Raw genomic sequence first — 20,632 nt, forward strand, 5'->3', positions numbered from 1 at the left:
TTGGACAGAGCAACGGCATTCGTGCCGCTCTCGCTCGCCTTGGCGCTGGTTATCCTCCTGATGGCGTCCGTTTCGGCAAGCGCGGAGACCCGGACGCTCAGGCTGCACTTCACGCACACCAATGAGCGTGCCGAGATCACCTTCAAGCGCAACGGGCGCTACATCAAGGAAGGCCTCGACAAGATCAACTGGATCCTACGTGACTGGCGGCGCAACGAGGCCACCGAGATGGACCCCCAGGTGCTGGATCTCCTCTGGGAAGTCTATCAGCAGTCGGGCTCGCGCGCCTATATCCACGTCATTTCCGCCTATCGCTCGCCGGCCACGAACCAGATGCTGCGCAGCCGCAGTTCGGGCGTTGCCGACAACAGCCAGCACACGCGCGGCAAGGCGATCGACTTCTTCCTGCCGGACGTCTCGCCCGCCAAGCTGCGTGAACTCGGACTGCGCCGTCACGGCGGCGGTGTGGGCTACTACCCGAGCTCGGGCTCGCCCTTCGTCCATCTCGATTCGGGCAGCGTGCGGCACTGGCCGCGCATGAACCGCCAGCAATTGATGGCAGTGTTCCCGGACGGCAAGACCATTCACGTGCCGAGTGACGGCAGGCCGCTTCCCGGCTACCAGCAGGCCATGGCCGAATATGAATCCCGTCAGCGCGGCCGCGGCTCCGTCCAGGTTGCGAGCGGGGATTCCTCCCCGGCAGGCTCCTCGTCAGGGGGCGGGTTCCTGAGCGCGCTGTTTGGCGGCAATCGTTCCTCTTCCAACCAGCAGGCTGCCCAGGCCGCCGCTCCGGCAAGCGCGGGCACTGCGACCGCCCGCGCAGCCGCACCGACACCTTCGGCCCCCGTGCGCCAGAGCGAAGAGCGCCCGGCCACGCCGGAGACAATCCTGGCCGCCCTTCCGCCCAGCCGGGTTCCGATCCCCATGACCGCGCCGCGGCCTTCCGCCCCGGTAGGCGTTGCAACGCAGGCCGCGCCTTCGCCGGAGGCAGCGCCCACGGCGCAAGCCGTGGCAGAGGCCCGTCCCGTGCCGCCCGCCGAGGTGCCCTTCGAAGTGCGCGACGAAGCTGAAATCCTGCGCGAGCTGGAAGAGCGGCGCTCGGCGCAGACGACGCAGACTGCCCAGATGGCTCCCATTCCCATGCCACGCCCTGATCGCGGTGCGCCGGCCGAATCGTCGCTGGTGGTCGCCTCTGCCGACTCCATCCCCGAATCGATTTCCGCGCTTTCCAGCCAGTCACGTGATGCCGGAAGCGAAGCCATCGAAGGGCTGTTGGCTTCCGCGGGCGGTGGGAGCGTGCCTGTTCCCCTCATGCGGTCGCGCGCCTCCGAGCCGGAAGCACCGACATCCGGCATGATGGCCGGCGACAGCGAACGTTCGCCCATCGTGTTGGCCGCGCTTCCCGAATCCGCGTCCGCGCGCGCCAGCGGCGCCCTGTCGAACAGCGATAGCGCGGATGCCGCCGCCGCCAAGCAGCGCGCCCTCGCGGCGACCGGCGACAACCGGCTTGCACCGATTTCGGCGGCTGCCTCGCCGCGTCGTGCCATCATGGCCCGTCAGGAAGGCGTCGATGCGGTCGCGGCTCTCGATTCGGGCGTGCGCACGACCGGCAAGTCGGCGCGGCCGAGCGTGCAAGATGCACGCACCCGCTCGCGCCGGCCCCAAAACATGCCGGTCGAGGCCGAGAGTGCACGCTGGGCGTTCGAGACGGCCTCGATCAGCACGGTCACCAATGGAACGCGCGCGCCGTCCTTTGCCCAGGGTCCGCTGACCAGCACACCGCAGGCCGTCTACACGGCCGGTTTCCAGCAGGTCGCGGTTGCTGACGTGCACCGGTTCCGCGGCAACGCCGTGCAGTTCATGTCGGTTGCGCGCTTCCGCGCCAACTGAGGCTAGGACAAAGGGGTCAGGCGCGGCGTAGCCGCGCGGCCTCGCGTGCGAGATCCTCGATCGCCTGCCAGTCGCGGTTCTCCACCAGATCGGCCGGTGCAACCCATGACCCGCCCACGCAGACGACGTTAGGCAGTGCCAGATAGCGATCGGCGCTTTCGCGCGTGATCCCGCCGGTGGGGCAGAAGCGCGCTTCCGCCAGAGGAGAGGCCAGCGCCTTCAGATAGTCGGCGCCGCCTGCCGGTTCCGCCGGGAAGAACTTCATCATTGTCAGTCCTTCTTCCAGCATGGCCATCGCTTCGCTCGGCGTTGCCACGCCCGGCAGGAACGGCACGTCGCTGATATTGGCCGCATCGATCAGTTCCTGCGTGGTACCGGGGCTGACAATGAAACGTGAACCGGCCGCCGCGGCCTCCTGGAACTGAATGGCGTTGCGCACCGTGCCGGCGCCGACGATGATTTCAGGCGCTTCGTCCGCGATCAGTCGGATGGCGTCCAGCGCATGCCGGGTACGCAGCGTGATCTCGATGGCGGGCAGGCCGCCGCGCATCAGTGCCTGCGCGAGCGGCACAGCGTCGGAGAGCCTGTTGATCACGAGGACGGGCAGGACGGGTTGTCCGTCGAGAACCGCAACCAGGGATTGGTTCTTCATGGCGTGCCTGCTTCCTTCTGCTTCCTTCATCGCGCCGATTATCAGACGCTGCGGAAGCTGTCCATTTCATACGCGGCCTTAGCCCGCTGCCTCAGGAAGGACGCGCACGCCAGCGGCTGAGAAGACCCGTCGAGGGCAACCGGAAGCGGGATCGCCCGGACGGAACGCACGCCAGAGCCGCCAAGGTCGACGCGCAGGCTTCTCCGGTCTCCGGGATAGCGGAACCTCGCTGGAAGTTTCGGAGGGCCTTTTCGGTCGCCGGGCCGAATATCGCGTCCTGGGCGAGTTGAAATCCATGCCGTCCGAGGCGCGCCTGCAATTCGCGCACAGCTTCGCCCTGCGATCCGTGTTTAAGGACCTGCGGCCCGGGGCTGTTCTTTGCCGTCCTTGCATGGCGCTCATAGGCTGCCTTGAGCCGCGTGTCGTAGGCGTTCCTGTGGAAGGCAGGGCCGTTGTAGCCACGCGCGAAGGCCTGCCAGTCATGGCTGCGCAGCGCCCGTGTCAGACCGGACCGGTCGATGAAGGCGGCCATCAAACGGACCTGGCCGGCAATTCCCGACCGCGCTTCGACAACGAAGGCATCGACGCTGGAATAGCCGAGCCAGTCCCAGTGGGCGCCCATCACCTGCCCCAACCCCCAGGATGTAGATTCCCAGGCCGCCTTGCGATCGATTGCTGCGGCGCGTTCGAGAAGTGTCCAGCGCGCCGGCTGCCCGGCAGGGTTGGCAATGGCGCCAGCCTTTGGCGAGGATAACCCCGCCCGGCGCGCCCGATCACGCGCATTCGGGCCAAGTCGTCGGTCGAAATAGTGCCCCTCGAACCTGATCAGCGGTTCGTTGCGGCCATTGACCATGGCGAATGGCCGCAAGGCGGTCTCGAGTTGCGCCACTGCCAGTAGCAGCGCCGGTTCCAGCGCGCGCTCCTCTGCCACCTGCACGAATTCTCCGATGATGTCCTGCGATGCCATGACGATGGTCTCCGATGTTGGGTGCGAAGATCATCTTGTGCCCATGGCGAGGGAGGTGGATCGGACGATGCCGTAAATCGCCCGCACCCCGCCTCGGCAATGCTGGAAGGCCATGGAACCTGCCGCTTTGGCTTGCGCCATGACGGCCATCGGCCTATGGGCAGCCGATGATCTCATCCACGCCCGAACGCGGCCTGCTGGTCGCAGCGCTCTACAAGTTCGTGCCGCTACCCGGCTTCCGCGATCTGCGACAGCCGCTGCTCGATCTCTGCCTGCAGCTCGGCATCCGGGGAACGCTGCTGCTTGCCGAGGAGGGCATCAACGGCACGGTGGCGGGCCCGCGCGCCGCGGTGGCCGAACTGATCGCCTGGCTGGAAGCGCGCAACGAAATCGGCCGCCTTGACGTGAAATATGCCGAGGCCGCGGAAGCGCCGTTCCATCGGATGAAGGTGCGGCTCAAGCAGGAGATCGTCACGCTGGGTGTCGAGGGCATCGATCCGGTCGGCGAGGCCGGCATCCGCATCCGCGGCGAGGAATGGAACCAACTGATCGCCGATCCCGAGACCGTGGTCATCGACACGCGCAACGACTACGAGGTCAAGCTGGGAACGTTTCCCGGCGCGCTCGATCCCGGAACGCAGACCTTCAGGGATTTCCCCAGCTGGGTGGCGGCCAATCGCGACCGGCTGGAAGGCCGCAAGATCGCGATGTTCTGCACCGGCGGCATTCGTTGCGAGAAAGCGACCGCGCTCATGCGCCAATCCGGCTTCGACGATGTCTATCATCTCGATGGTGGCATCCTGCGTTATCTGGAGGAGATGCCGCCAGAGGAGAACCGGTGGGAAGGGGAGTGTTTCGTCTTTGACGAACGCGTCGCGGTCCGTCACGGGCTGGAACGTGGCGAGGCGCGCCTGTGCCGAGCCTGCCGGCGGCCTTCTACACTGGAAGAGCGGCAATCTCCCCTCTTCGTGGAGGGTATTTCCTGCGTCCATTGCCATGACGAGCGAACGGAGGCCGATCGGCTTCGCTACCGCGAGCGGCAGCGTCAGCTGGAATTGGCGGCCCGGCGGCGGTCGGGCCAGCATATGGGCGGCCGGAAGTGACTCCCGATCTAGGATACGCCTTGGCTATGATGCGGGCGACCGCGGCAAAAGCTTGAGTAAATAGGGCCGGCAGGATTAACTTTCGGTTAACGGAATCGGTCCATTCTTCAGGGATCGAATCGGCTTTCCTCCTCCCAAGACGGTTCGCTCGGGCGGCCACAGTGGCCGCCCATTTTCTTGGCAAAGTCTTTCTCGCCCTTGTCAGCGTGGCCGCCATTTGCGATCTGCTTAGTCAGATCAGCAAGGGGACGGGCATGAGTGAATCGGGATACGCGGTCGTGACAGGGGCGGGGTCGGGCATCGGCCGCGCCGTGGCGAGCGCGCTCGTGGCCCATGGCTGGAGCACCGTCTTCACCGGGCGCAGGCTGGAGAAGTTGGAGGAGGCCGCCGGCGAGGCGCAGGCCGGCGCGCGTGGCGACGCCCGTGCCGTGCCGATTGCCTGCGATGTCTCGCGGCCCGAACAGGTCGAGCGGCTGTTTGACCGGGTTGCCGAGGAGTTCGGCCGGCTTGACCTCCTGTTCAACAATGCAGGGATGGGCTTCAAGTCGATGCCGATCGACGAGATACCGGTCGATGTCTGGCACGACGTCGTCGACGTGAACCTGACCGGCTCGTTCCTTTGCGCGCGGGCCGCTTTCGGGATGATGCGCAACCAGGAACCGATGGGCGGACGCATCATCAACAACGGTTCGATTTCAGCCCATGCACCGCGCCCGGGCTCCGTTCCCTACACCACCACCAAGCACGCCATCACGGGGCTGACCAAGACACTCGCGTTGGACGGCAGGCCGTTCGACATCGCATGCGGGCAGATCGACATCGGCAATGCGTTCACGGAAATGGCCGCCCCCATGGCTGAGGGTGTCCCTCAGGCCAATGGGGAGATCGCGCCCGAGGCGGTCATGGACGTGCGCCACGTCGCAGACGCCGTTCTCCACATGGCGGGGCTGCCGCTTGACGCCAACGTGCTTTTCATGACCGTGATGGCCACCAAAATGCCGTTCGTCGGACGGGGCTGACCCGCGAGGCTGGGCCTTGCGGGCACGGCACAAGATGGAGACGGGGATTCTTGGAAGGGTTCATTGCCGGCTATGAGGCCTACATCGCGCTGGCGCTCGTCGTGTTGCTCTTCATCGGGTTCATGACCGAGCGTTATCCCGTGGAGGTAACTGCGGCGGCCGGGGCCGCGGTTTTCCTGGTGCTCGGTTTCGTGCCGGCGGCCGACGCCATGTCTGTGTTCTCCAATTCTGCGCCGATCACCATTGCCGCGATGTTCGTGCTGACCGGCGCGCTGGTGAGGACCGGGGTGATCGAGGGCTTTGCATCTAGCGTGCTCCAGCGATCGACCAACCGTCCGGTTCTCGCCGTCGCGATGCTGCTCCTGGCGACGATCGCTGCGTCGGCCTTCATGAACAACACGCCGATCGTCCTGATTCTCATCCCCATCGTTGTGCGTATGGCGCACTCGCTGGGCATGGCTTCGACGCGGCTCCTGATCCCGATTTCCTACGCCGCCATTCTCGGTGGCACGTGCACGCTGATCGGGACGTCGACCAATCTGCTGGTCGACGGCGTGGCACGCCGGGAAGGGTTGGAAGCCTTCACGATATTCGAGATCACTCCCGTGGGCCTGGCGGCGGCGGCCACGGGGATCACCGTCATGCTTCTTTTCGGCCGCTTCCTGTTGCCCGACAGGCGCGAGGAGGTGGCCCGCAGCGAGGGCGTCGAGACGGAATTTCTATCCGAGCTCATGGTGCGGGCCGAGGGCACCTTTACCGAGCAGAAGATTTCGCGAATCGCAGCGCTCAACCGCCCGGGCCTGCGGATCCTGGCAATACGCTCGGGTGGCGGGCTGATTCGCACCGGGATCCCGGATTACCAGCTCAAGAAGGGGGATTCGCTCGTCGTCCTGGCCAACACGTCGGAACTTCTCACCCTCAATGAACGCAAGACATTGCGCGTGGGCTTGCGGCGAGGCGCTGAACGCGGCGGCGGGCTGGTCGCCGTCGAAGCGGTCGTGGCACCCCAGAAGTCGACGGTTGGCGAACGTATCGCGGATCTCACGCTTGGCCGGCGCTTTGGCGTACGGGTGCTGGGCGCACACCGCCACCGCCACATACCAGGCCCCGATCTCGAAAACGTGCGTCTCCGGCCGGCCGACAAGCTGCTTCTCGAAGGGCCTCCGGCAAGTTTCGACGCGCTTGCCGAAGAGGCCGAACTGATCTCGGTCTCGCGGCCCTCTGGGCGCGCCTACCGCCAGAACAAGGCGCCCATCGCCATCCTGGCGGTTGCCTCGGTGGTTTTCCTCGCGGCCATGAATTTCATGGATATCGGCATACTGGCGATGATCGCGGTGGCCGCCATTCTTGTCCTGCGTTGCATCGACAGCGAGGAGGCCTGGGGCTCGATCGAGGCATCCATCCTGATCCTCATCTTCGCGATGCTGATCGTCGGCGTGGGCCTGCAGAATACGGGGGCGATCGCGCTGATCGTCGACCTCACCATGCCCGCCATGGTCGGCATGCATCCGTTCCTGATGCTGCTCGCCGTCTATGTCCTGACCTCGGTGCTGACGGAAACGGTCACCAACAATGCCGTCGCCGTGCTTGTGGCGCCGATCGCGATCGCTCTGGCGCTGCAGTTGCAGATCGACCCTCGGCCCTTCGTGGTCGCCGTGATGTTTGGCGCCAGTGCGAGCTTTGCCACGCCGATCGGCTACCAGACCAACACGCTCGTCTATGGCGCGGCCAATTACCGCTTCTCCGACTTCGTGAAGGTTGGCATCCCGATGAACATCTCCGTGGGACTGGCAAGCTGCACGGCGATCTATTTCTACTACGGGATGTAGCGATCAGCCTTCAAGGAAGCTTCGCATGCGCTGGAGTGCCCGCTCGATGTTTTCTTCGGAATTGGCGTAGGACAGGCGGATGTAGCCTTCGCCCAGGACCCCGAAATCCGGGCCGCCGATAAGCGCCACGCCGGCATCCTCGAGCAGCGAGGAGGCAAGCTTCTTTGCCTGCCAGCCGGTGCCGGCAATATTGGGGAAGGCGTAGAAAGCGCCCTTGGGGGTTATGCAGCTTACGCCCGGCAGCGCGTTCAGCCCGTCGACGACGAGCGTTCGGCGTCGGTCGAAGGCGGCCATCATGCGCGCCACCTCGTCCTGGGGTCCGTCGATGGCGGCGATGCCGGCAAATTGCGACGGGGCGTTGACACATGACCAGCAATTGACCGCGAGCTTGCGCACCTTGTCGTAGAGGCCCTGGCCCCTGCCTGAATTCGGCCAGATCGACCATCCCATGCGCCAGCCCGTCATGGCCCAGGTCTTCGACCAGCCGTTGAGCACGATCAGCCGGTCGCGGATCTCGGGAAACTGCAGGAGCGAGGTATGCGCCTCGCCGTCATAGGTCATGACGTCGTAGATCTCGTCGGACAGGATCGCCACATGCGGGTGGTCGTCGAGGCCTTTCACGAGCTTCTCGATCTCTGCGCGCGGTGTCACGCCGCCGGTCGGATTGGCCGGAGAGTTGAGGATCAGGAGCCGTGTCTGCGGGGTGATCAGCGACAACGTCTCATCGGCCGAGAAGGCGAAGCCGTTTTCCTCGCGGATCGGCACTGGGACCGGCTCGGCGCCGGTGAACTCGATCATCGAGCGGTAGATGGGAAAGCCGGGGTCGGGATAGAGGATCTGTGCTCCAGCTTCGCCGAACATCAGGATTGCGGCAAACATGGTGGGCTTGCCGCCCGGCATGATCATGATCTCCTCCGGCGAAACCTCGACGCCGGTCGTCGTCAGGGTCCGGCGCGCGACTGCCTCGCGCGTGGCCAGCAGGCCGTTGGCTGGCGTGTAGCCGTGATGGCCGTCGCGCAGCGCCTTGATCGCGGCCTCCACGATGTGCGCGGGCGTCTGGAAATCGGGCTGGCCTATGCCCAGATTGATGATGTCCTTGCCCTGCTGGGCCAGCGCCGTGGCGCGGGCGAGCACGGCAAAGGCGTTTTCCTCGCCGATGCGATCGAATGCTGAAATCGTCTGGACCATCACGTGCGAACCTCCCGGGCAATGCACTGGACGCCATAGCTGCATATGCTGCATAGCTGCAAGCCGTGAGGATACATGCATGCCAGAGCTTTCAGACTGGTCGCCCAGACCGCTCCCCACTCGTGCGCCGATGGATGGGCGCTTCGTCCGTCTCGAACCCATCGATCCCCGTGTCCATGCCGAGGGTCTGTTCGATGCGTCGACGACACCCGATGCCGGCGACCGTTTTCGGTTCCTGTCGGATTTTCCGCCGCCCAATCGCGAAGCCTTCGACGAGTGGATCATCAAGGCCAGTTCGACCGTCGATCCGATGATGTTCGTGCTGATCGACAAGACGACGGACAAGATCGGCGGGCGCCAGAGTTTCATGCGTATCGATGCCGGAAATGGCGTGATCGAGGTGGGCAACATTCTCTGGACCGGCCTTGTGGCACGTCGGCCCGCCGCCACCGAGGCACTTTTCCTCTTCGCGCGCCATGTCTTCGACGATCTCGGCTATCGCCGGTTCGAATGGAAGTGCAACGATTTGAACGAACCGTCCAAGAGTGCCGCGCTGCGCTTCGGCTTCCTGGCCGAGGGCGTTTTTCGCAAGCACATGGTCGTCAAGGGCGAAAACCGTGACACGGCATGGTATGCGATGACCGACGAGGACTGGCCCACCATCCGTGACGCCTTCGAGGCGTGGCTGGACCCGTCCAATTTCGACGAGACCGGGAACCAGGTTGCTCGACTTCAGGCGCTGAGGGAAGAGATCGAGAATGGCAGGACGGCTTGAGGGCAAGCGGGCGGTGGTGACGGCGGCAGGGCAGGGCATCGGCCGCGCCATCGCCGAGGCATTCGTGGCGGAGGGCGCCGAGGTCTTCGCCTCCGACGTCAACCCTGACCTTCTCGCCGATCTTGCAGGGGCGGATGTCGCAGCGCTCGATGTCACCTCGGCGGAGGCGATCGCATCCTATGCCCGCCAGGTGGGCGCGATCGACGTGCTCGTCAATGTGGCCGGCTACGTCCATCACGGGACCGTTCTCGACTGCTCGGAAGACGATTGGGATTTCTCCTTCGATCTCAACGTGAAGTCCATGCACCGGATGATCCGCATGTTCCTGCCTGGCATGCTGCAACGCGCTGCCGCTTCGGGGATTTCGGCCTCGATCGTCAACCTGTCGTCGGGCGCGTCGTCGATCAAGGCTGCGCCCAACCGCTATGTCTACGGCGCGACCAAGGCGGCGGTGATCGGACTGACGAAGTCGGTCGGGCTCGATTTCGTGGCACGCGGCATACGCTGCAACGCGATCTGCCCCGGCACGGTGCGCTCGCCCTCCTGGGAGGCGCGAGTCGAGGAACTCGGCAGGCAGATCGGCGGACGCGACAAGGCGGAAGAACTCTTCGTCTCTCGCCAACCCATGGGACGGGTTGGAAAGCCTGATGAAATCGCCGCGCTGGCGGTGTATCTGGCTTCAGACGAGTCGGCCTTCACCACAGGCACGGCGATCCCTATCGACGGAGGCTGGACGCTTTGAAACCCGAAACCCGCAGTGCCATGATCGGCGCAGCCGTCTTCCTGGCCATTTTCGGCATAGTGGGCTTCTTCATGCCCGGCATCCTCATTGCGCTGGCCGAGACGTCGCCATGGCTGGCAGTCGTGATCGCGGCGCTCTTCATCGGCGCGTTCTTCATCGTCTTCTGGCTTCGCGGCCGCTATCAAGATCGCAGGAGGGGCTGATGCGGGTCCTCGTTACAGGCGCGGCAGGAATGATCGGCCGCAAACTCGTCGCCCGGCTCATGCAGGAGGAGGCCATCGGCGATCGCGCGATCACCGCCCTGGACCTGCACGACGTCGTTCCGCTCGAGCAGGAATCGATTGCTTCAGCGCATGTCGCCATCCATGTCGGCGACCTCTCCGAGCCCGGGGAAGCGGCAAAGCTGATGCGGGAGAAGCCGGACGTGATCTTCCACCTGGCCGGCGTTGTCTCGGGGGAGGCGGAAACCAATTTCGCGCTTGGCTACAGCGCCAACCTGGACGGCGCGCGTCTCCTCTTCCACGCGATACATGAGGCAGGGCATTGTCCGCGGGTGGTCTTCTCGTCCTCCATCGCTGTCTTCGGAGGCCCGTTTCCGGACGTCATTCCCGACGATTTCCATACGGTCCCGCTTGGCTCCTACGGCACCCAGAAGGTAATGGTCGAAGCGCTGCTCGTCGACTACACGCGGCGCGGGCTTCTGGACGGTGTCGGCATCCGCCTGCCATCGATCAGCGTGCGCCCCGGCAAGCCCAACAAGGCCGCCTCCGGCTTTCTCTCCAACATCATTCGCGAGCCGCTGGTCGGACGCGAGGCAATTCTGCCGGTGCCGCGCGACGTGGTGCAGACCCATGCCAGCCCGCGCTCTGCGGTCAGCTTCCTGTTGCATGCCGCGCAACTCGACGGTGCCGCGATCGGACCGCGGCGCAATCTGAGCATGCCAGGGGTCGCGGTCACGGTCGGCGAACAGATCGAAGCTCTGGAGCGGGTCGCTGGCAAGGAAACGGTCGCGCTGATCCGGGAGGAGCACGACGAAGCGATCTGGAGCCTGGTGCAGAACTGGCCGACCCGATTCGAGGCCAGGCGGGCGCGCGATCTGGGTTTTGTCACCGAGCAGACCTATGACGAGATCATCAAGGCCCATATCGAGGATGAGCTCGGCGGCTGAGTTCAGGCCGAGAGCGCAGCCAGAAGCAGGGTGAGGCCGAGCAGGAAGACCAGGGCGGCACCGGAGATTTCGATGCCGGCATGGATTCTGTTGCCGGCGCGTCCGTCTCCGCCGATCGCCACCGCCCAGTTCTTGGCCATCACGGCCAGGGTGGCGAGCACGGACACCGTCAGCGCGGTGCCGATCGCCATGGCGAACACCGACACGATGCCGCTGATCCAGAGCCCGTTCAGAAAGGCAAAGGACAACACCACCAGCGCGCCGGTGCAGGGACGAACGCCGACGGCGACGATGGCCGCCCAGGCCGTCTTCCAGTCGAAGCGGTCCCCCGAGATCAGCCTGGGATCGGGCGCGTGGCTGTGGCCGCATGTGGAGCAGACTTCATCCGGACCGTGATGATGATCGTGATGGTGGCCGCCTTGTTCATGAGCATGGGACGCGTGACCCGTCGCGACCGCGGCAGACAGGCTGCGGACCGGGGCGCCCCAGAAAAGGGCTTTCAACCGCGGAAAAGCCTTGCGCCACAAGAGCCAGGCTCCGAAGGCGGTCACCAGCGCGTAGCTTGCCACCTCGAGGTACCGGGTTGCGTCCGCCATCGAGAATGCCGTCCCGCGCAGGAACAGGAAGACCGCGCTCATGACCACGATCGCCGTCACCGCCTGCAGCAAGGAGGAGAGGAAGGACAGCAGAACGCCGCGCCGAAGCGCGACTTCGTTGGCGAGCATGTAGGAGGAGATGACGGCCTTGCCGTGGCCGGGCCCGGCGGCGTGGAAAACGCCATAGGCAAAGGAGATCGAAACCAGCATCCAGGCGCCCGTGCCTTCGTCGCGCATGGTGCGCAGCGCCGTCGTGAGCGTGCGGTAGAACCCTTGCTGCTGTACGTTGATCCAGGCGAGCCAGCCGCCAAAGAGACCGGTCGTCGGCAGGGCCGCTTCCGTGGCCCCGATGCCGAGTGGGCTCTGGGCAAGAGCCTGTCCCGTGGCGGCCGCGAGAATGAGCCCGCAAACGGCCAGGCAAAGCGCTCCGGTTGTCGTCCCCCTCAAGAGACCCCTCCTTGAAATGGTCTTATCCGCTTGCCTGGCAATTCAGCTGCAGGCGGGTGGCAAACAAGCTGCTGTAGTCGACGCCGCCGGGCTCGTTGAAGAATGCCTCGGTCAAGGTGTCCTGGTTCTGCTGGAGCGCCTCCATCGGATCGGGACGTATGACTTCCCTGCTGCAATCATCCGGCATGCCGGCGACTATCATCAGGTCGTCCTCGTAAAAATCGATGGCGGTGAAAAAGGTCGGGTCGTAGACGCCGAAATCGACCTTGCCATCGAGGCGCAAGGTTTCGGAGGGATGGGATTCGAAGGCCACGATGAGGTGATCGCCGTCGAAATTGGCGATCATGCGCTCGGGCGCTTCCATGGAAACGCGTATTCCCTCCCGGTTGACCATCTGGAAGTAGTCGAACTCGGCCAGAGATTCGTGGATGACGGAGGCCACTTCCTCCAGTTCCGCCGCACTCAGCTTCAGGTCCCGGTCGGTATCGAACTCAAACAGCACCGTGCTGGAAAAAAGCTCGTCGAAGCGCCACACATGCCGCAACCACTTGACCTCGCGATCGGCCGACACCCCGACTTCGAGGCGTGCTTCCGCCCAGATGTGCGGATGCGCCTTCGCGCTCGCGCTCGCGCCAATGGCCAGGGTGAGCGCCAAGACCAGGATTTGCGTCAGTCGAAGCATGTGTCCCGTTTCTGTCGTGCGAAGCAGTGGAGATTCTATCAGAAAGCTGGCGAAAATGGGACACCTGCCGATCATTCAGACGCGGGCGTTGTCCTTGAACCATTTGGCGAGGAAATCGACCAGGACCCTCACCTTGGCGGGCAGGTAGCGTCGATGAGGATAGACGGCAAAAATTCCTCCATTGCGCGGCGCGAATTCGTCGAGGACGGTGACGAGACGACCGGACTCCACGTCTTCGCGGGCGATGAAGTCGGGCAGCGGCGCCACGCCCAGTCCGGCGAGGGCGGCGGCCAGCGTCACGCGAGGGCTGTTGGCCTCGATCGGTCCGGAGACGGCGACGCTCACCATCTCGCCGCTTTCCTTCTGGAACGGCCAGTTGGACAGCCACCGTCCATTGGTATCGATGATACAGGGCATCTTGGCGAGGTCATGGGGGACCTTCGGCACGCCGTGCCGGGCCAGGAAGTCCGGCGAGGCGCAAAAGCGGATCGAGAATGGGCAGAGGCGGCGCGCAATCATGGAGGAATCCTCCATGCGCGTGATACGGATCGCCATGTCGAAGCCCTCCTCGACAAGGTCCACGAAACGGTCATCGAGGCTGATCTCGAGGACGATGTCCGGGTACTCGCGGGCGAAATCGATCAGCGACTGGCCGATATCGGCGTCGGCGAGCGTGCGCGGCGCCGACAGCTTGATCCGGCCCTTCACGTCGCCTGACGATTCGCGGACCGTGTCGGCAAGGCTGTCTACCTCGCGCACGATTTCGGACGCCCGCTTGAAATAGGTGTGGCCGGCTTCCGTCAGCGAGAACTGGCGGGTGGTTCGGTTCAGGAGCAGGGCGCCAAGCTCGTCCTCCAGTTCACGGACATATTTCGACAACAGCGCCTTGGAGCGGCCGATCTTGCGCGCCGCCGCCGAGAATCCCTCCGCCTCCACCACGGCGATGAAGGCGCGCATGCGGGTCAGCGTATCCATGCTCATCGCCTTTTCATGATCCGGCCGGCCAGCCCTATCAGTTTCAGATCCGACCCTGCCGGGCCGATCAGGGAGATGCCGAAAGGAGCGCCGTCGATGCCGCCAAGCGGCAGTGTGATCTGCGGGAAGCCCGACAGGCCGGAGAGGCACAGGAGCCGCAGGGCACGTTCGCGATAGTCCTGGATTGTCTCGAAGGATGCGGATCTGAGCGGGGCCGCGCTGGGCACCGTCGGCAGGACCAGAAAGCCGTCATCGCCAAGAAGCGCGCGCAGCTCTTCGCGAAATGCCTGGCGCTTCTTCGTCTCGGCGGCGGCAGTTTCGCAGCCAAGCGTCGCTCCGAACTCGAACCTTTCCTTCACCCCCGGTCCCAATTGCCGGTCGCCGCCCGTCAGGAAGGGCCCGTGGACGGCCCAGGCCTCGTATGCCTGGATCCGTCGGAACGACCAATAGAGATCATCGACCGGCAGCGTCGGCGCCGGCACCGTGCGGGGCTCGCCCATCGCGCTGCGGACGCTTGCCAGCATGCGCTGGTATTCATCCCGCTCTGCCTGGCCCAGCAGCAGCGCGTCGAGAACCTCCATTCGGAGGAGCCGCGGCGAGGCCGGGGCTTCGGCATTGCCGGCCAGCAATAGCGCGCCCACCCGGGCGTAGGTCTCGATGTCCCTGGCAAACCAGCCGAAAGTATCGAGACTCGGCGCCAGCGGCATCGCGCCTTCGAGCGTGATTGCGCCATGGGTCGTGCGAAGGCCGATCAGGCCGCAAAAGCTTGCCGGGGCACGGATCGATCCGCCCGTGTCGGAGCCGAGCGCGATGTCGGCCAGACCGCCCGCCACCGCCGCTGCCGAGCCGGAGGAGGAGCCGCCGGTCACTCGGTCGGGCGCGGCCGGGTTCACCGGCTCGGGATAGTGGGCGTTCTGGCCCATGAGCGAGAAGGTCAGTTCGTCGGTCTGCGTCCGGCCGATGAAGCGTGCGCCGGCATTGAGGAGTTTCTGCAAGGCGGGGGCCGTCCGGACGGCGGCAGGGGCTTCGGCGAGCTTGTGCGGATTGCCGCCGCCCGTCTTCTGCCCGGCGATGTCGTAGATGTCCTTGACGGCGAGCGTCAGCCCGGAGAGCGGCCCGCTAGCGGCATGCGGGACCTCGGCTTCGGGGCGCTCGAGAAAAGCATTCAGGGGGTCGCTGGCTGCGAGCATCGTTCGCTCCGGTTTGACGTTATCGGGAGCATCGTTCATCGGCACGATCTTTTCAACCGGCGCCAGAATTCCATTGATCATGACAGCGGGAATCACTATATCCGCGGCTGCCCAAAGTCGCACGTGCCTGTGGGTGTCCGCCGACCCTCGATATGGTGAGGAGTCGGTAAGGTACCTGGAACTAACCCCTCCAGTCGGTCTAGCGGCCACCCGCCAGTCCGAGGACATCTTGAAGCAACGACGGTGCGGGCCTTTCTGGTTCTCTTCCGGTCGTCCAAAGACCGGGGTTACTGAAGAGGCACACCATCATTGCCGGCAGTGCGGTTGGGTCTCCCATCCAAAGCTGAGGCAGACAAAGCGAGCTTTCGCCGCAGGGCGCAGGCTCTCCGCCGCGTAATTCGCAGAACTGGCTCCGGACATTTCCACCGGCCGGTGCCTCGATCTGCCGATTCACGCGCTTTGTCCACCATGGGCGGGGCCGATGTGCCTTGCCCGCAGCCAGATGAAGCGGCGCAAGCCGTGCCGGGAGATGACACATGGCCACCCAGCGCATTATCGATTTCCTCGCCACCCGACGACCCGAAGGCCCCTGCCTTGTCGTCGATCTCGACGTCGTGCGTGAGAATTACCGCGCCTTCGAGCGCGCGCTGCCGCAATCGGCGATCTTCTATGCCGTCAAGGCAAACCCTTCACCGGAGATCCTGCGCCTGCTCGCCTCGCTTGGCTCCTCCTTCGATACGGCTTCCGTGGCCGAGATCGAGATGGCTCTCGATGCCGGCGCACAGCCTGAGGCGATCTCCTATGGCAACACGATCAAGAAGGAGCGCGACATTGCGCGGGCCTTCGAACTCGGCGTGCGTCTTTTCGCGGTCGACTGCGTGGAAGAGGTCGAGAAGGTTGCGCGTGCGGCGCCTGGATCGAAGGTCTTCTGCCGTGTCCTGACCGATGGCGAGGGCGCCGAATGGCCTTTGTCGCGGAAGTTCGGCTGCGTGCCGGAGATGGCGATTGCGGTGCTGCGCCACGCCGTGCGGACCGGGCTTTCGGCTCATGGCGTCTCCTTCCATGTCGGCTCGCAGCAGACCGACCTGACTGCATGGGACCGCGCGATCGCCGACGCCAAGCGGGTCTTCGTCTCGCTGGCCGAGGAGGGCATCCTGCTCAAGATGGTCAATATGGGCGGTGGCTTCCCGACCCGTTACCTGCGCGACGTGCCGGCGGCCCAGGCCTATGGCCAGGCGATCTTCGGCGCGCTCAGCAAGCATTTCGGCAATCGACTGCCGGAAACCATCATCGAGCCGGGCCGCGGCATGGTCGGCAATGCGGGCGTCATCAAGTCGGAAGTGGTGCTGATCTCGCGCAAGTCGGACGACGATCCGCTGCGCTGGGTCTATCTCGACATCGGCAAGTTCGGCGGGCTGGCCGAGACGATGGACGAGGCGATCCGCTACCCGATCGTCACGCCGCGCGACGGCGATGAGGTCGCGCCTTGCGTTCTCGCGGGTCCGACCTGCGATTCAGCCGACGTGCTTTACGAAAAGACGCCGTATCCCATGCCGGTTTCGCTGACGATCGGCGACGAGGTGCTGATCGAGGGCACCGGCGCCTACACCACGACCTATGCGTCGGTTGCCTTCAACGGCTTCGAGCCGCTTCGATCCTACGTCATCTGACGCTTTGACATCAAAAAAGCCCCCGGTACCGCGCGGTGCCGGGGGCTTTCTTGTTCTGCTCTACAGGGTCAGTCGGTGACGGTGTAGCTGCCGGTCTCGCAAAGATCGACCGTGTCGGTCAGCTCGTCGTCATCCTCGAAAACGACCAGGACGTCATATTCGCACTGCGTGCGCGCATCGGCGATGGTGACGCGCACCGCTTGGCCGGATGGCAGGATGTCGGGCCCGAGAATATCGTCTTCCCAGTCGCCCACGTCGATCGGCGAGGCATAGAACTCGTAGATGTCGTAGCTGCTCTGGTTGTCGAGCATGAATATGAGGTCCTGCGCCAGTGCCGACGGCACGGGCGCAAGCATCGCTACCGCAAGGGCGGCACCAAGAAACTTGCGCATGAGTAACTTCCAGGAAAGTGGCGGAAACCGCCTGCGCAGATCCTATAGCAGTTGGCTGAGCTGCATGGCTACGGACATGTCGCCGTCGACCTTCAGTTTTCCCTGCATGAATGCTGCGGTGGGATTCAGGTCGCCCGATACCATTGCTTCGAAATCGTCCTTCGACATCGCGATCGTGCAGTCGGCGGCACCGTCCTCGGTGGAGACGGTCTGGCCGTCGATCAGCAGCTTCTCGTCGCCGAAATCGAACTTCACCGAACGGTCGAAGCCCGAAGCGGCGACGCGTTCCTGCATCTTTGCGGCGATCTCGTTGATGTCCATCGTCATTCTCCTTGGCTTCCTGATCGGGACGTTCCTCGTGGTACGGAGACGTCATTTTTCCGAATGCGAATTAGCAGTTGATTGACGTTTACGTCAACGTGATTTAGCCTCCTTTCCGACCCTTGGGAGGAAAGGTCGCTTGGCTTACCGTAGCATTCGGCGAATGGATTGCCATTCGGGTCTGACGCTTGTCACCCGGGCCGCTTTCCGTCGTGGACGTCGTTGATGGCGAAACTTGTCTCGCGGATCGAACCCAGCTCTGCCGACTACGCACGCAATGCCGAAGCCATGCATGCGCGGCTGGCCGAGGTGCGGACGCTCGAACAGGCGGTGCGCGACAACTCCGCCGCGCGCAAGGCGGTATTCGAAAAGCGCGGACAGATGTTGCCCCGCGCGCGCGTCGAGGCGCTGCTCGACCGAGGCACGCCTTTCCTCGAGCTGTCCGCGCTCGCCGGCTACAAGATGCATGACGACGATGGCGGGAAGAACATCATGGGTGGCGGCGCGATTGCCGGCATCGGCGTCGTGTCCGGGCGGCGGGTTGTCGTCTCGGCTTCCGACAGCGGGATCAAGGGAGGCACGATACCTCCCACCGGGCTGAAAAAGACCTTGAGACTTCAGGAGGTCGCCTTCGAGAACAGGCTGCCGCTGGTCTATCTGGTCGAAAGCGGCGGTGCCAATCTGCTCTACCAGTCGGAAATGTTCGTCGAGGGCGGTCGAGCCTTCGCCAACCAGGCAAGGCTCTCGGCGGCGGGTATTCCGCAGATCGCTGTGGTTCACGGTTCCTCGACGGCGGGCGGCGCCTATCTGCCGGGCCTTTCGGACTACGTCGTTCTCGTGCGCGGGCGCTCGAAGATCTTCCTGGCCGGTCCGCCGCTGGTCAAGGCGGCCATCGGTGAGGACGCCGACGACGAAGCGCTTGGAGGGGCGAACCTGCACGGTGAGGTGACGGGCCTCGGCGAGTATGTCGCGGAGGACGATGCCCAGGCCATCGCCTATGCACGCGAGATACTGGCCCATCTCGGCTGGAGTGACGCGGAGCCGGGTCCCTCTGTTTCGCCACCCGATTTCGAGCCGGAAGAACTCATGGGCATCGTGCCTGCCGGCGAGAAGACAAGCTTCGACATGCGCGAGGTGATCGCCCGCGTGGTCGACGGGTCCAGTTTCCTCGAATTCAAGCAGGCCTATTCGCCCGACATGCTCTGCGGCCATGCGGCAATAGAGGGTGTGAAGGTCGGCATCCTGGCCAACAACGCCCCCATCATGCCGACGGGCTCGCTCAAGGCTGCGCAGTTCATCCAGTTGTGCGATCAGGCCGGAACGCCGCTCGTCTTCCTGCAGAACACGACCGGCTACATGGTCGGCTCGGAGGCCGAAAGGGCAGGGGCGGTCAAACATGGCTCCAAGATGATCCAGGCCGTTGCCAATGCGCGGGTGCCCAAATTCACCATCCTGATCGGCGGTTCCTACGGTGCCGGCAATTACGGGATGTGCGGGCGGGGCTTCTCGCCGCGATTTATCTTCTCCTGGCCGTCGGCGAAGACGGCGGTGATGGGGGGAGAACAGGCGGCAAAGGTCATGGAGATCGTGGCGCGCGGCAAGGCGGAACGCGCTGGCGCAGCGGTCGACGAGGAGGCGCTTGCCAAACAGGGCGCCGGCATTCGTGCCGGCATCGAGGCCCAATCGGGCGCGCTGTTCGCGACCGCCCGGCTCTGGGATGACGGCATCATCGACCCTCGCGACACGCGCCGCGTGTTGGGGCTGTGCCTGACCATTGCTGCCGAAGGAGATCGTCGCACGCTCAGACCCAACAGTTTCGGGGTCGCGCGCGGCTAGGGAGGAGACGGGACCATGCAGTTCACGCCCGAACATGAGGCTATCCGCAGAACGGTGGCGAAGTTCGTCGCGACCGAGATCAATCCGCATGTGCAGGAATGGGAGGATGCGGAAGAGTTTCCCTCGCACGACGTGCTCAAGAAAATGGGCGATCTCGGGCTTCTGGGCGTCAAATACGATCCCGCCTATGGTGGGTTGGGGCTCGACTTCTCCTATTCGATGGTGGTCGCCGAGGAACTCGGCCTCATCGATTGCGGGGGCGTACCGATGGCGATCGGTGTCCACACGGACATGTGCACGCCGGCGCTCAACAGGTTCGGTTCTGACGACCTTAAGCGCAACTATCTCGCCCCCTCCATCGCCGGTGACGTCGTGGGCTGCCTCGGCGTGTCGGAGCCCGGCGGCGGCTCGGACGTCGCGGCGGTCAAGACCACGGCGCGTCAGCAGGGCGACGACCTGGTGATATCCGGCACCAAGATGTGGATCACCAACGGCATGAAGGCCGACTGGTGCTGCCTGCTCGCCAACACTTCCAATGGCCCGGTGCACAAGAACAAGTCGCTCATCGTCGTCCCGTTGGACGCAAGGGGCATCACGCGTCAGAAAATCCACAAGATCGGCATGAACTCCTCCGACACCGCGCAACTCTTCTTCGACGAGGTGCGCGTCCCGGCCACGAACATCATCGGGCAGGAAGGCATGGGCTTCACCATGCAGATGCTGCAATTCCAGGAAGAGCGGCTTTATGCGGCGGCCAGTTCGCTGAAGGCGTTCGACAGGCTTATCGACATCACCATCGATTATGCCGCGCAGCGGCAGACCTTCGGCAAGGCGGTTCTCGACAACCAGGTGGTCCATTTCCGGCTTGCGGAACTGCGCACGGAGGTGGAACTCCTGCGCGCGCTCACCTGGAGTGCGATCGAACAATATATCTCCGGCAAGGACGTGACGCGTCTGGCGTCCATGGCCAAGCTGAAGGTCGGCCGGCTGGGGCGCGAACTTTCCGACTCCTGTCTGCAGTTCTGGGGTGGCATGGGCTACACTCAGGACAACCCCGTCGGCCGGGCCTATCGCGATACGCGGCTCTATTCCATCGGAGCGGGTCCCGACGAGATCATGCTCGGCATCATCGCCAAGCTCGAGGGCACGCTGCCGGGCACCGGCAACCGGCCGGCGTGGAGCTGATCCCC

Annotated in this window: 20 protein-coding genes; 11 read left to right on the top strand and 9 right to left on the bottom strand. The window is 64.6% G+C overall.

Annotation, left to right across the window (positions count from 1 at the left end; translation table 11 throughout):
- Window positions 1-1,890, top strand: coding sequence for a DUF882 domain-containing protein (locus GRZ55_RS13655; protein WP_246734732.1), 1,890 nt, complete (start codon window positions 1-3; stop codon window positions 1,888-1,890).
- Between the two features lie 16 nt (window positions 1,891-1,906).
- Here the strand turns inward: GRZ55_RS13655 and GRZ55_RS13660 are convergent, their stop codons facing one another.
- Together GRZ55_RS13660 and GRZ55_RS13665 are read right to left on the bottom strand one after the other, a co-directional pair.
- Entirely contained in the window at window positions 1,907-2,542 is a 636-nt protein-coding gene (locus GRZ55_RS13660) for a 2-dehydro-3-deoxy-phosphogluconate aldolase (protein ID WP_169287489.1), read from the bottom strand.
- A 91-nt stretch (window positions 2,543-2,633) separates the two neighbouring features.
- Entirely contained in the window at window positions 2,634-3,509 is an 876-nt protein-coding gene (locus GRZ55_RS13665) for an N-acetylmuramidase domain-containing protein (protein WP_169287490.1), read from the bottom strand.
- Window positions 3,510-3,676: 167 nt separating this feature from the next.
- Between GRZ55_RS13665 and GRZ55_RS13670 the strand changes: the two genes are divergently transcribed.
- The 3 genes from GRZ55_RS13670 (at window position 3,677) to GRZ55_RS13680 (ending at window position 7,460) form a co-directional block, all read left to right on the top strand.
- A complete protein-coding gene (locus GRZ55_RS13670) occupies window positions 3,677-4,612 on the top strand; it encodes a rhodanese-related sulfurtransferase (protein WP_169287491.1) in 936 nt (311 codons plus the stop codon).
- A 254-nt stretch (window positions 4,613-4,866) separates the two neighbouring features.
- Entirely contained in the window at window positions 4,867-5,631 is a 765-nt protein-coding gene (locus GRZ55_RS13675; RefSeq protein ID WP_169287492.1) for an SDR family oxidoreductase, read from the top strand.
- 50 nt (window positions 5,632-5,681) lie between these two features.
- The gene (locus GRZ55_RS13680; RefSeq protein WP_246734733.1) at window positions 5,682-7,460 is read left to right on the top strand and encodes an SLC13 family permease; all 1,779 of its coding nucleotides are present in this window, start codon (window positions 5,682-5,684) and stop codon (window positions 7,458-7,460) included.
- Window positions 7,461-7,463: 3 nt separating this feature from the next.
- Here GRZ55_RS13680 and GRZ55_RS13685 read toward each other — a convergent pair whose 3' ends face one another.
- The gene (locus GRZ55_RS13685) at window positions 7,464-8,648 is read right to left on the bottom strand and encodes a pyridoxal phosphate-dependent aminotransferase (protein WP_169287546.1); all 1,185 of its coding nucleotides are present in this window, start codon (window positions 8,646-8,648) and stop codon (window positions 7,464-7,466) included.
- A 79-nt stretch (window positions 8,649-8,727) separates the two neighbouring features.
- On the opposite strand from GRZ55_RS13685, the gene GRZ55_RS13690 reads away from it, so the two are divergent.
- Genes GRZ55_RS13690 through denD form a run of 4 tightly spaced genes read left to right on the top strand, consistent with a single transcriptional unit; the run spans window position 8,728 to window position 11,333 of the window.
- Complete coding sequence (locus GRZ55_RS13690) at window positions 8,728-9,423, top strand: GNAT family N-acetyltransferase (RefSeq protein WP_169287493.1); 696 nt, start codon at window positions 8,728-8,730, stop codon at window positions 9,421-9,423.
- Window positions 9,407-10,165 carry an SDR family oxidoreductase gene (locus GRZ55_RS13695; protein ID WP_169287494.1) on the top strand — a complete coding sequence of 253 codons (759 nt, stop codon included), beginning with the start codon at window positions 9,407-9,409 and terminating at the stop codon, window positions 10,163-10,165. Before GRZ55_RS13690 ends, GRZ55_RS13695 begins: the two co-directional genes overlap by 17 nt.
- The gene (locus tag GRZ55_RS13700; protein WP_246734734.1) at window positions 10,162-10,368 is read left to right on the top strand and encodes a hypothetical protein; all 207 of its coding nucleotides are present in this window, start codon (window positions 10,162-10,164) and stop codon (window positions 10,366-10,368) included. Before GRZ55_RS13695 ends, GRZ55_RS13700 begins: the two co-directional genes overlap by 4 nt.
- On the top strand, window positions 10,368-11,333 hold the full coding sequence (denD, locus tag GRZ55_RS13705; protein ID WP_169287495.1) for a D-erythronate dehydrogenase: 966 nt from the start codon (window positions 10,368-10,370) through the stop codon (window positions 11,331-11,333). Before GRZ55_RS13700 ends, denD begins: the two co-directional genes overlap by 1 nt.
- Before the next feature lie 2 nt (window positions 11,334-11,335).
- Here the strand turns inward: denD and GRZ55_RS13710 are convergent, their stop codons facing one another.
- From GRZ55_RS13710 to GRZ55_RS13725, 4 genes are all read right to left on the bottom strand, one after another.
- Entirely contained in the window at window positions 11,336-12,346 is a 1,011-nt protein-coding gene (locus GRZ55_RS13710; protein ID WP_246734744.1) for a nickel/cobalt transporter, read from the bottom strand.
- Window positions 12,347-12,398: 52 nt separating this feature from the next.
- The gene (locus tag GRZ55_RS13715; protein WP_169287497.1) at window positions 12,399-13,058 is read right to left on the bottom strand and encodes a DUF1007 family protein; all 660 of its coding nucleotides are present in this window, start codon (window positions 13,056-13,058) and stop codon (window positions 12,399-12,401) included.
- A gap of 75 nt (window positions 13,059-13,133) precedes the next feature.
- The gene (locus GRZ55_RS13720; RefSeq protein ID WP_169287498.1) at window positions 13,134-14,033 is read right to left on the bottom strand and encodes a LysR family transcriptional regulator; all 900 of its coding nucleotides are present in this window, start codon (window positions 14,031-14,033) and stop codon (window positions 13,134-13,136) included.
- A 2-nt stretch (window positions 14,034-14,035) separates the two neighbouring features.
- A complete protein-coding gene (locus tag GRZ55_RS13725; RefSeq protein ID WP_169287499.1) occupies window positions 14,036-15,223 on the bottom strand; it encodes an amidase in 1,188 nt (395 codons plus the stop codon).
- A gap of 536 nt (window positions 15,224-15,759) precedes the next feature.
- On the opposite strand from GRZ55_RS13725, the gene odc2 reads away from it, so the two are divergent.
- Entirely contained in the window at window positions 15,760-16,893 is a 1,134-nt protein-coding gene (gene odc2 / locus GRZ55_RS13730; protein ID WP_169287500.1) for an ornithine/lysine decarboxylase, read from the top strand.
- A 68-nt stretch (window positions 16,894-16,961) separates the two neighbouring features.
- Here odc2 and GRZ55_RS13735 read toward each other — a convergent pair whose 3' ends face one another.
- Window positions 16,962-17,285: a hypothetical protein gene (locus tag GRZ55_RS13735; RefSeq protein ID WP_169287501.1), complete on the bottom strand. Its 324-nt coding sequence runs from the start codon at window positions 17,283-17,285 to the stop codon at window positions 16,962-16,964.
- A gap of 42 nt (window positions 17,286-17,327) precedes the next feature.
- Window positions 17,328-17,606 carry an SCP2 sterol-binding domain-containing protein gene (locus GRZ55_RS13740; RefSeq protein ID WP_169287502.1) on the bottom strand — a complete coding sequence of 93 codons (279 nt, stop codon included), beginning with the start codon at window positions 17,604-17,606 and terminating at the stop codon, window positions 17,328-17,330.
- A 225-nt stretch (window positions 17,607-17,831) separates the two neighbouring features.
- Between GRZ55_RS13740 and GRZ55_RS13745 the strand changes: the two genes are divergently transcribed.
- Window positions 17,832-19,442 carry an acyl-CoA carboxylase subunit beta gene (locus GRZ55_RS13745; RefSeq protein ID WP_169287503.1) on the top strand — a complete coding sequence of 537 codons (1,611 nt, stop codon included), beginning with the start codon at window positions 17,832-17,834 and terminating at the stop codon, window positions 19,440-19,442.
- Window positions 19,443-19,457: 15 nt separating this feature from the next.
- Window positions 19,458-20,627, top strand: coding sequence for an acyl-CoA dehydrogenase family protein (locus GRZ55_RS13750; RefSeq protein WP_169287504.1), 1,170 nt, complete (start codon window positions 19,458-19,460; stop codon window positions 20,625-20,627).
- The last annotated feature ends 5 nt before the right edge of the window (window positions 20,628-20,632 follow it).

Source organism: Chelativorans sp. ZYF759 (genome assembly GCF_012911015.1).
Taxonomy (GTDB): Bacteria; Pseudomonadota; Alphaproteobacteria; order Rhizobiales; family Rhizobiaceae; genus ZYF759.

Bases quoted from the DNA above. Each gene is read 5' to 3' on its own strand.
- GRZ55_RS13715 (WP_169287497.1), bottom strand. From the start codon at position 13,058: ATGCTTCGACTGACGCAAATCCTGGTCTTGGCGCTCACCCTGGCCATT.
- GRZ55_RS13675 (WP_169287492.1), top strand. From the start codon at position 4,867: ATGAGTGAATCGGGATACGCGGTCGTGACAGGGGCGGGGTCGGGCATC.
- GRZ55_RS13745 (WP_169287503.1), top strand. From the start codon at position 17,832: ATGGCGAAACTTGTCTCGCGGATCGAACCCAGCTCTGCCGACTACGCA.
- GRZ55_RS13740 (WP_169287502.1), bottom strand. From the start codon at position 17,606: ATGGACATCAACGAGATCGCCGCAAAGATGCAGGAACGCGTCGCCGCT.
- GRZ55_RS13690 (WP_169287493.1), top strand. From the start codon at position 8,728: ATGCCAGAGCTTTCAGACTGGTCGCCCAGACCGCTCCCCACTCGTGCG.
- GRZ55_RS13735 (WP_169287501.1), bottom strand. From the start codon at position 17,285: ATGCGCAAGTTTCTTGGTGCCGCCCTTGCGGTAGCGATGCTTGCGCCC.
- GRZ55_RS13750 (WP_169287504.1), top strand. From the start codon at position 19,458: ATGCAGTTCACGCCCGAACATGAGGCTATCCGCAGAACGGTGGCGAAG.
- denD (WP_169287495.1), top strand. From the start codon at position 10,368: ATGCGGGTCCTCGTTACAGGCGCGGCAGGAATGATCGGCCGCAAACTC.
- GRZ55_RS13725 (WP_169287499.1), bottom strand. From the start codon at position 15,223: ATGCTCGCAGCCAGCGACCCCCTGAATGCTTTTCTCGAGCGCCCCGAA.
- GRZ55_RS13695 (WP_169287494.1), top strand. From the start codon at position 9,407: ATGGCAGGACGGCTTGAGGGCAAGCGGGCGGTGGTGACGGCGGCAGGG.
- GRZ55_RS13665 (WP_169287490.1), bottom strand. From the start codon at position 3,509: ATGGCATCGCAGGACATCATCGGAGAATTCGTGCAGGTGGCAGAGGAG.
- GRZ55_RS13670 (WP_169287491.1), top strand. From the start codon at position 3,677: ATGATCTCATCCACGCCCGAACGCGGCCTGCTGGTCGCAGCGCTCTAC.
- GRZ55_RS13660 (WP_169287489.1), bottom strand. From the start codon at position 2,542: ATGAAGAACCAATCCCTGGTTGCGGTTCTCGACGGACAACCCGTCCTG.
- GRZ55_RS13720 (WP_169287498.1), bottom strand. From the start codon at position 14,033: ATGGATACGCTGACCCGCATGCGCGCCTTCATCGCCGTGGTGGAGGCG.
- odc2 (WP_169287500.1), top strand. From the start codon at position 15,760: ATGGCCACCCAGCGCATTATCGATTTCCTCGCCACCCGACGACCCGAA.
- GRZ55_RS13685 (WP_169287546.1), bottom strand. From the start codon at position 8,648: ATGGTCCAGACGATTTCAGCATTCGATCGCATCGGCGAGGAAAACGCC.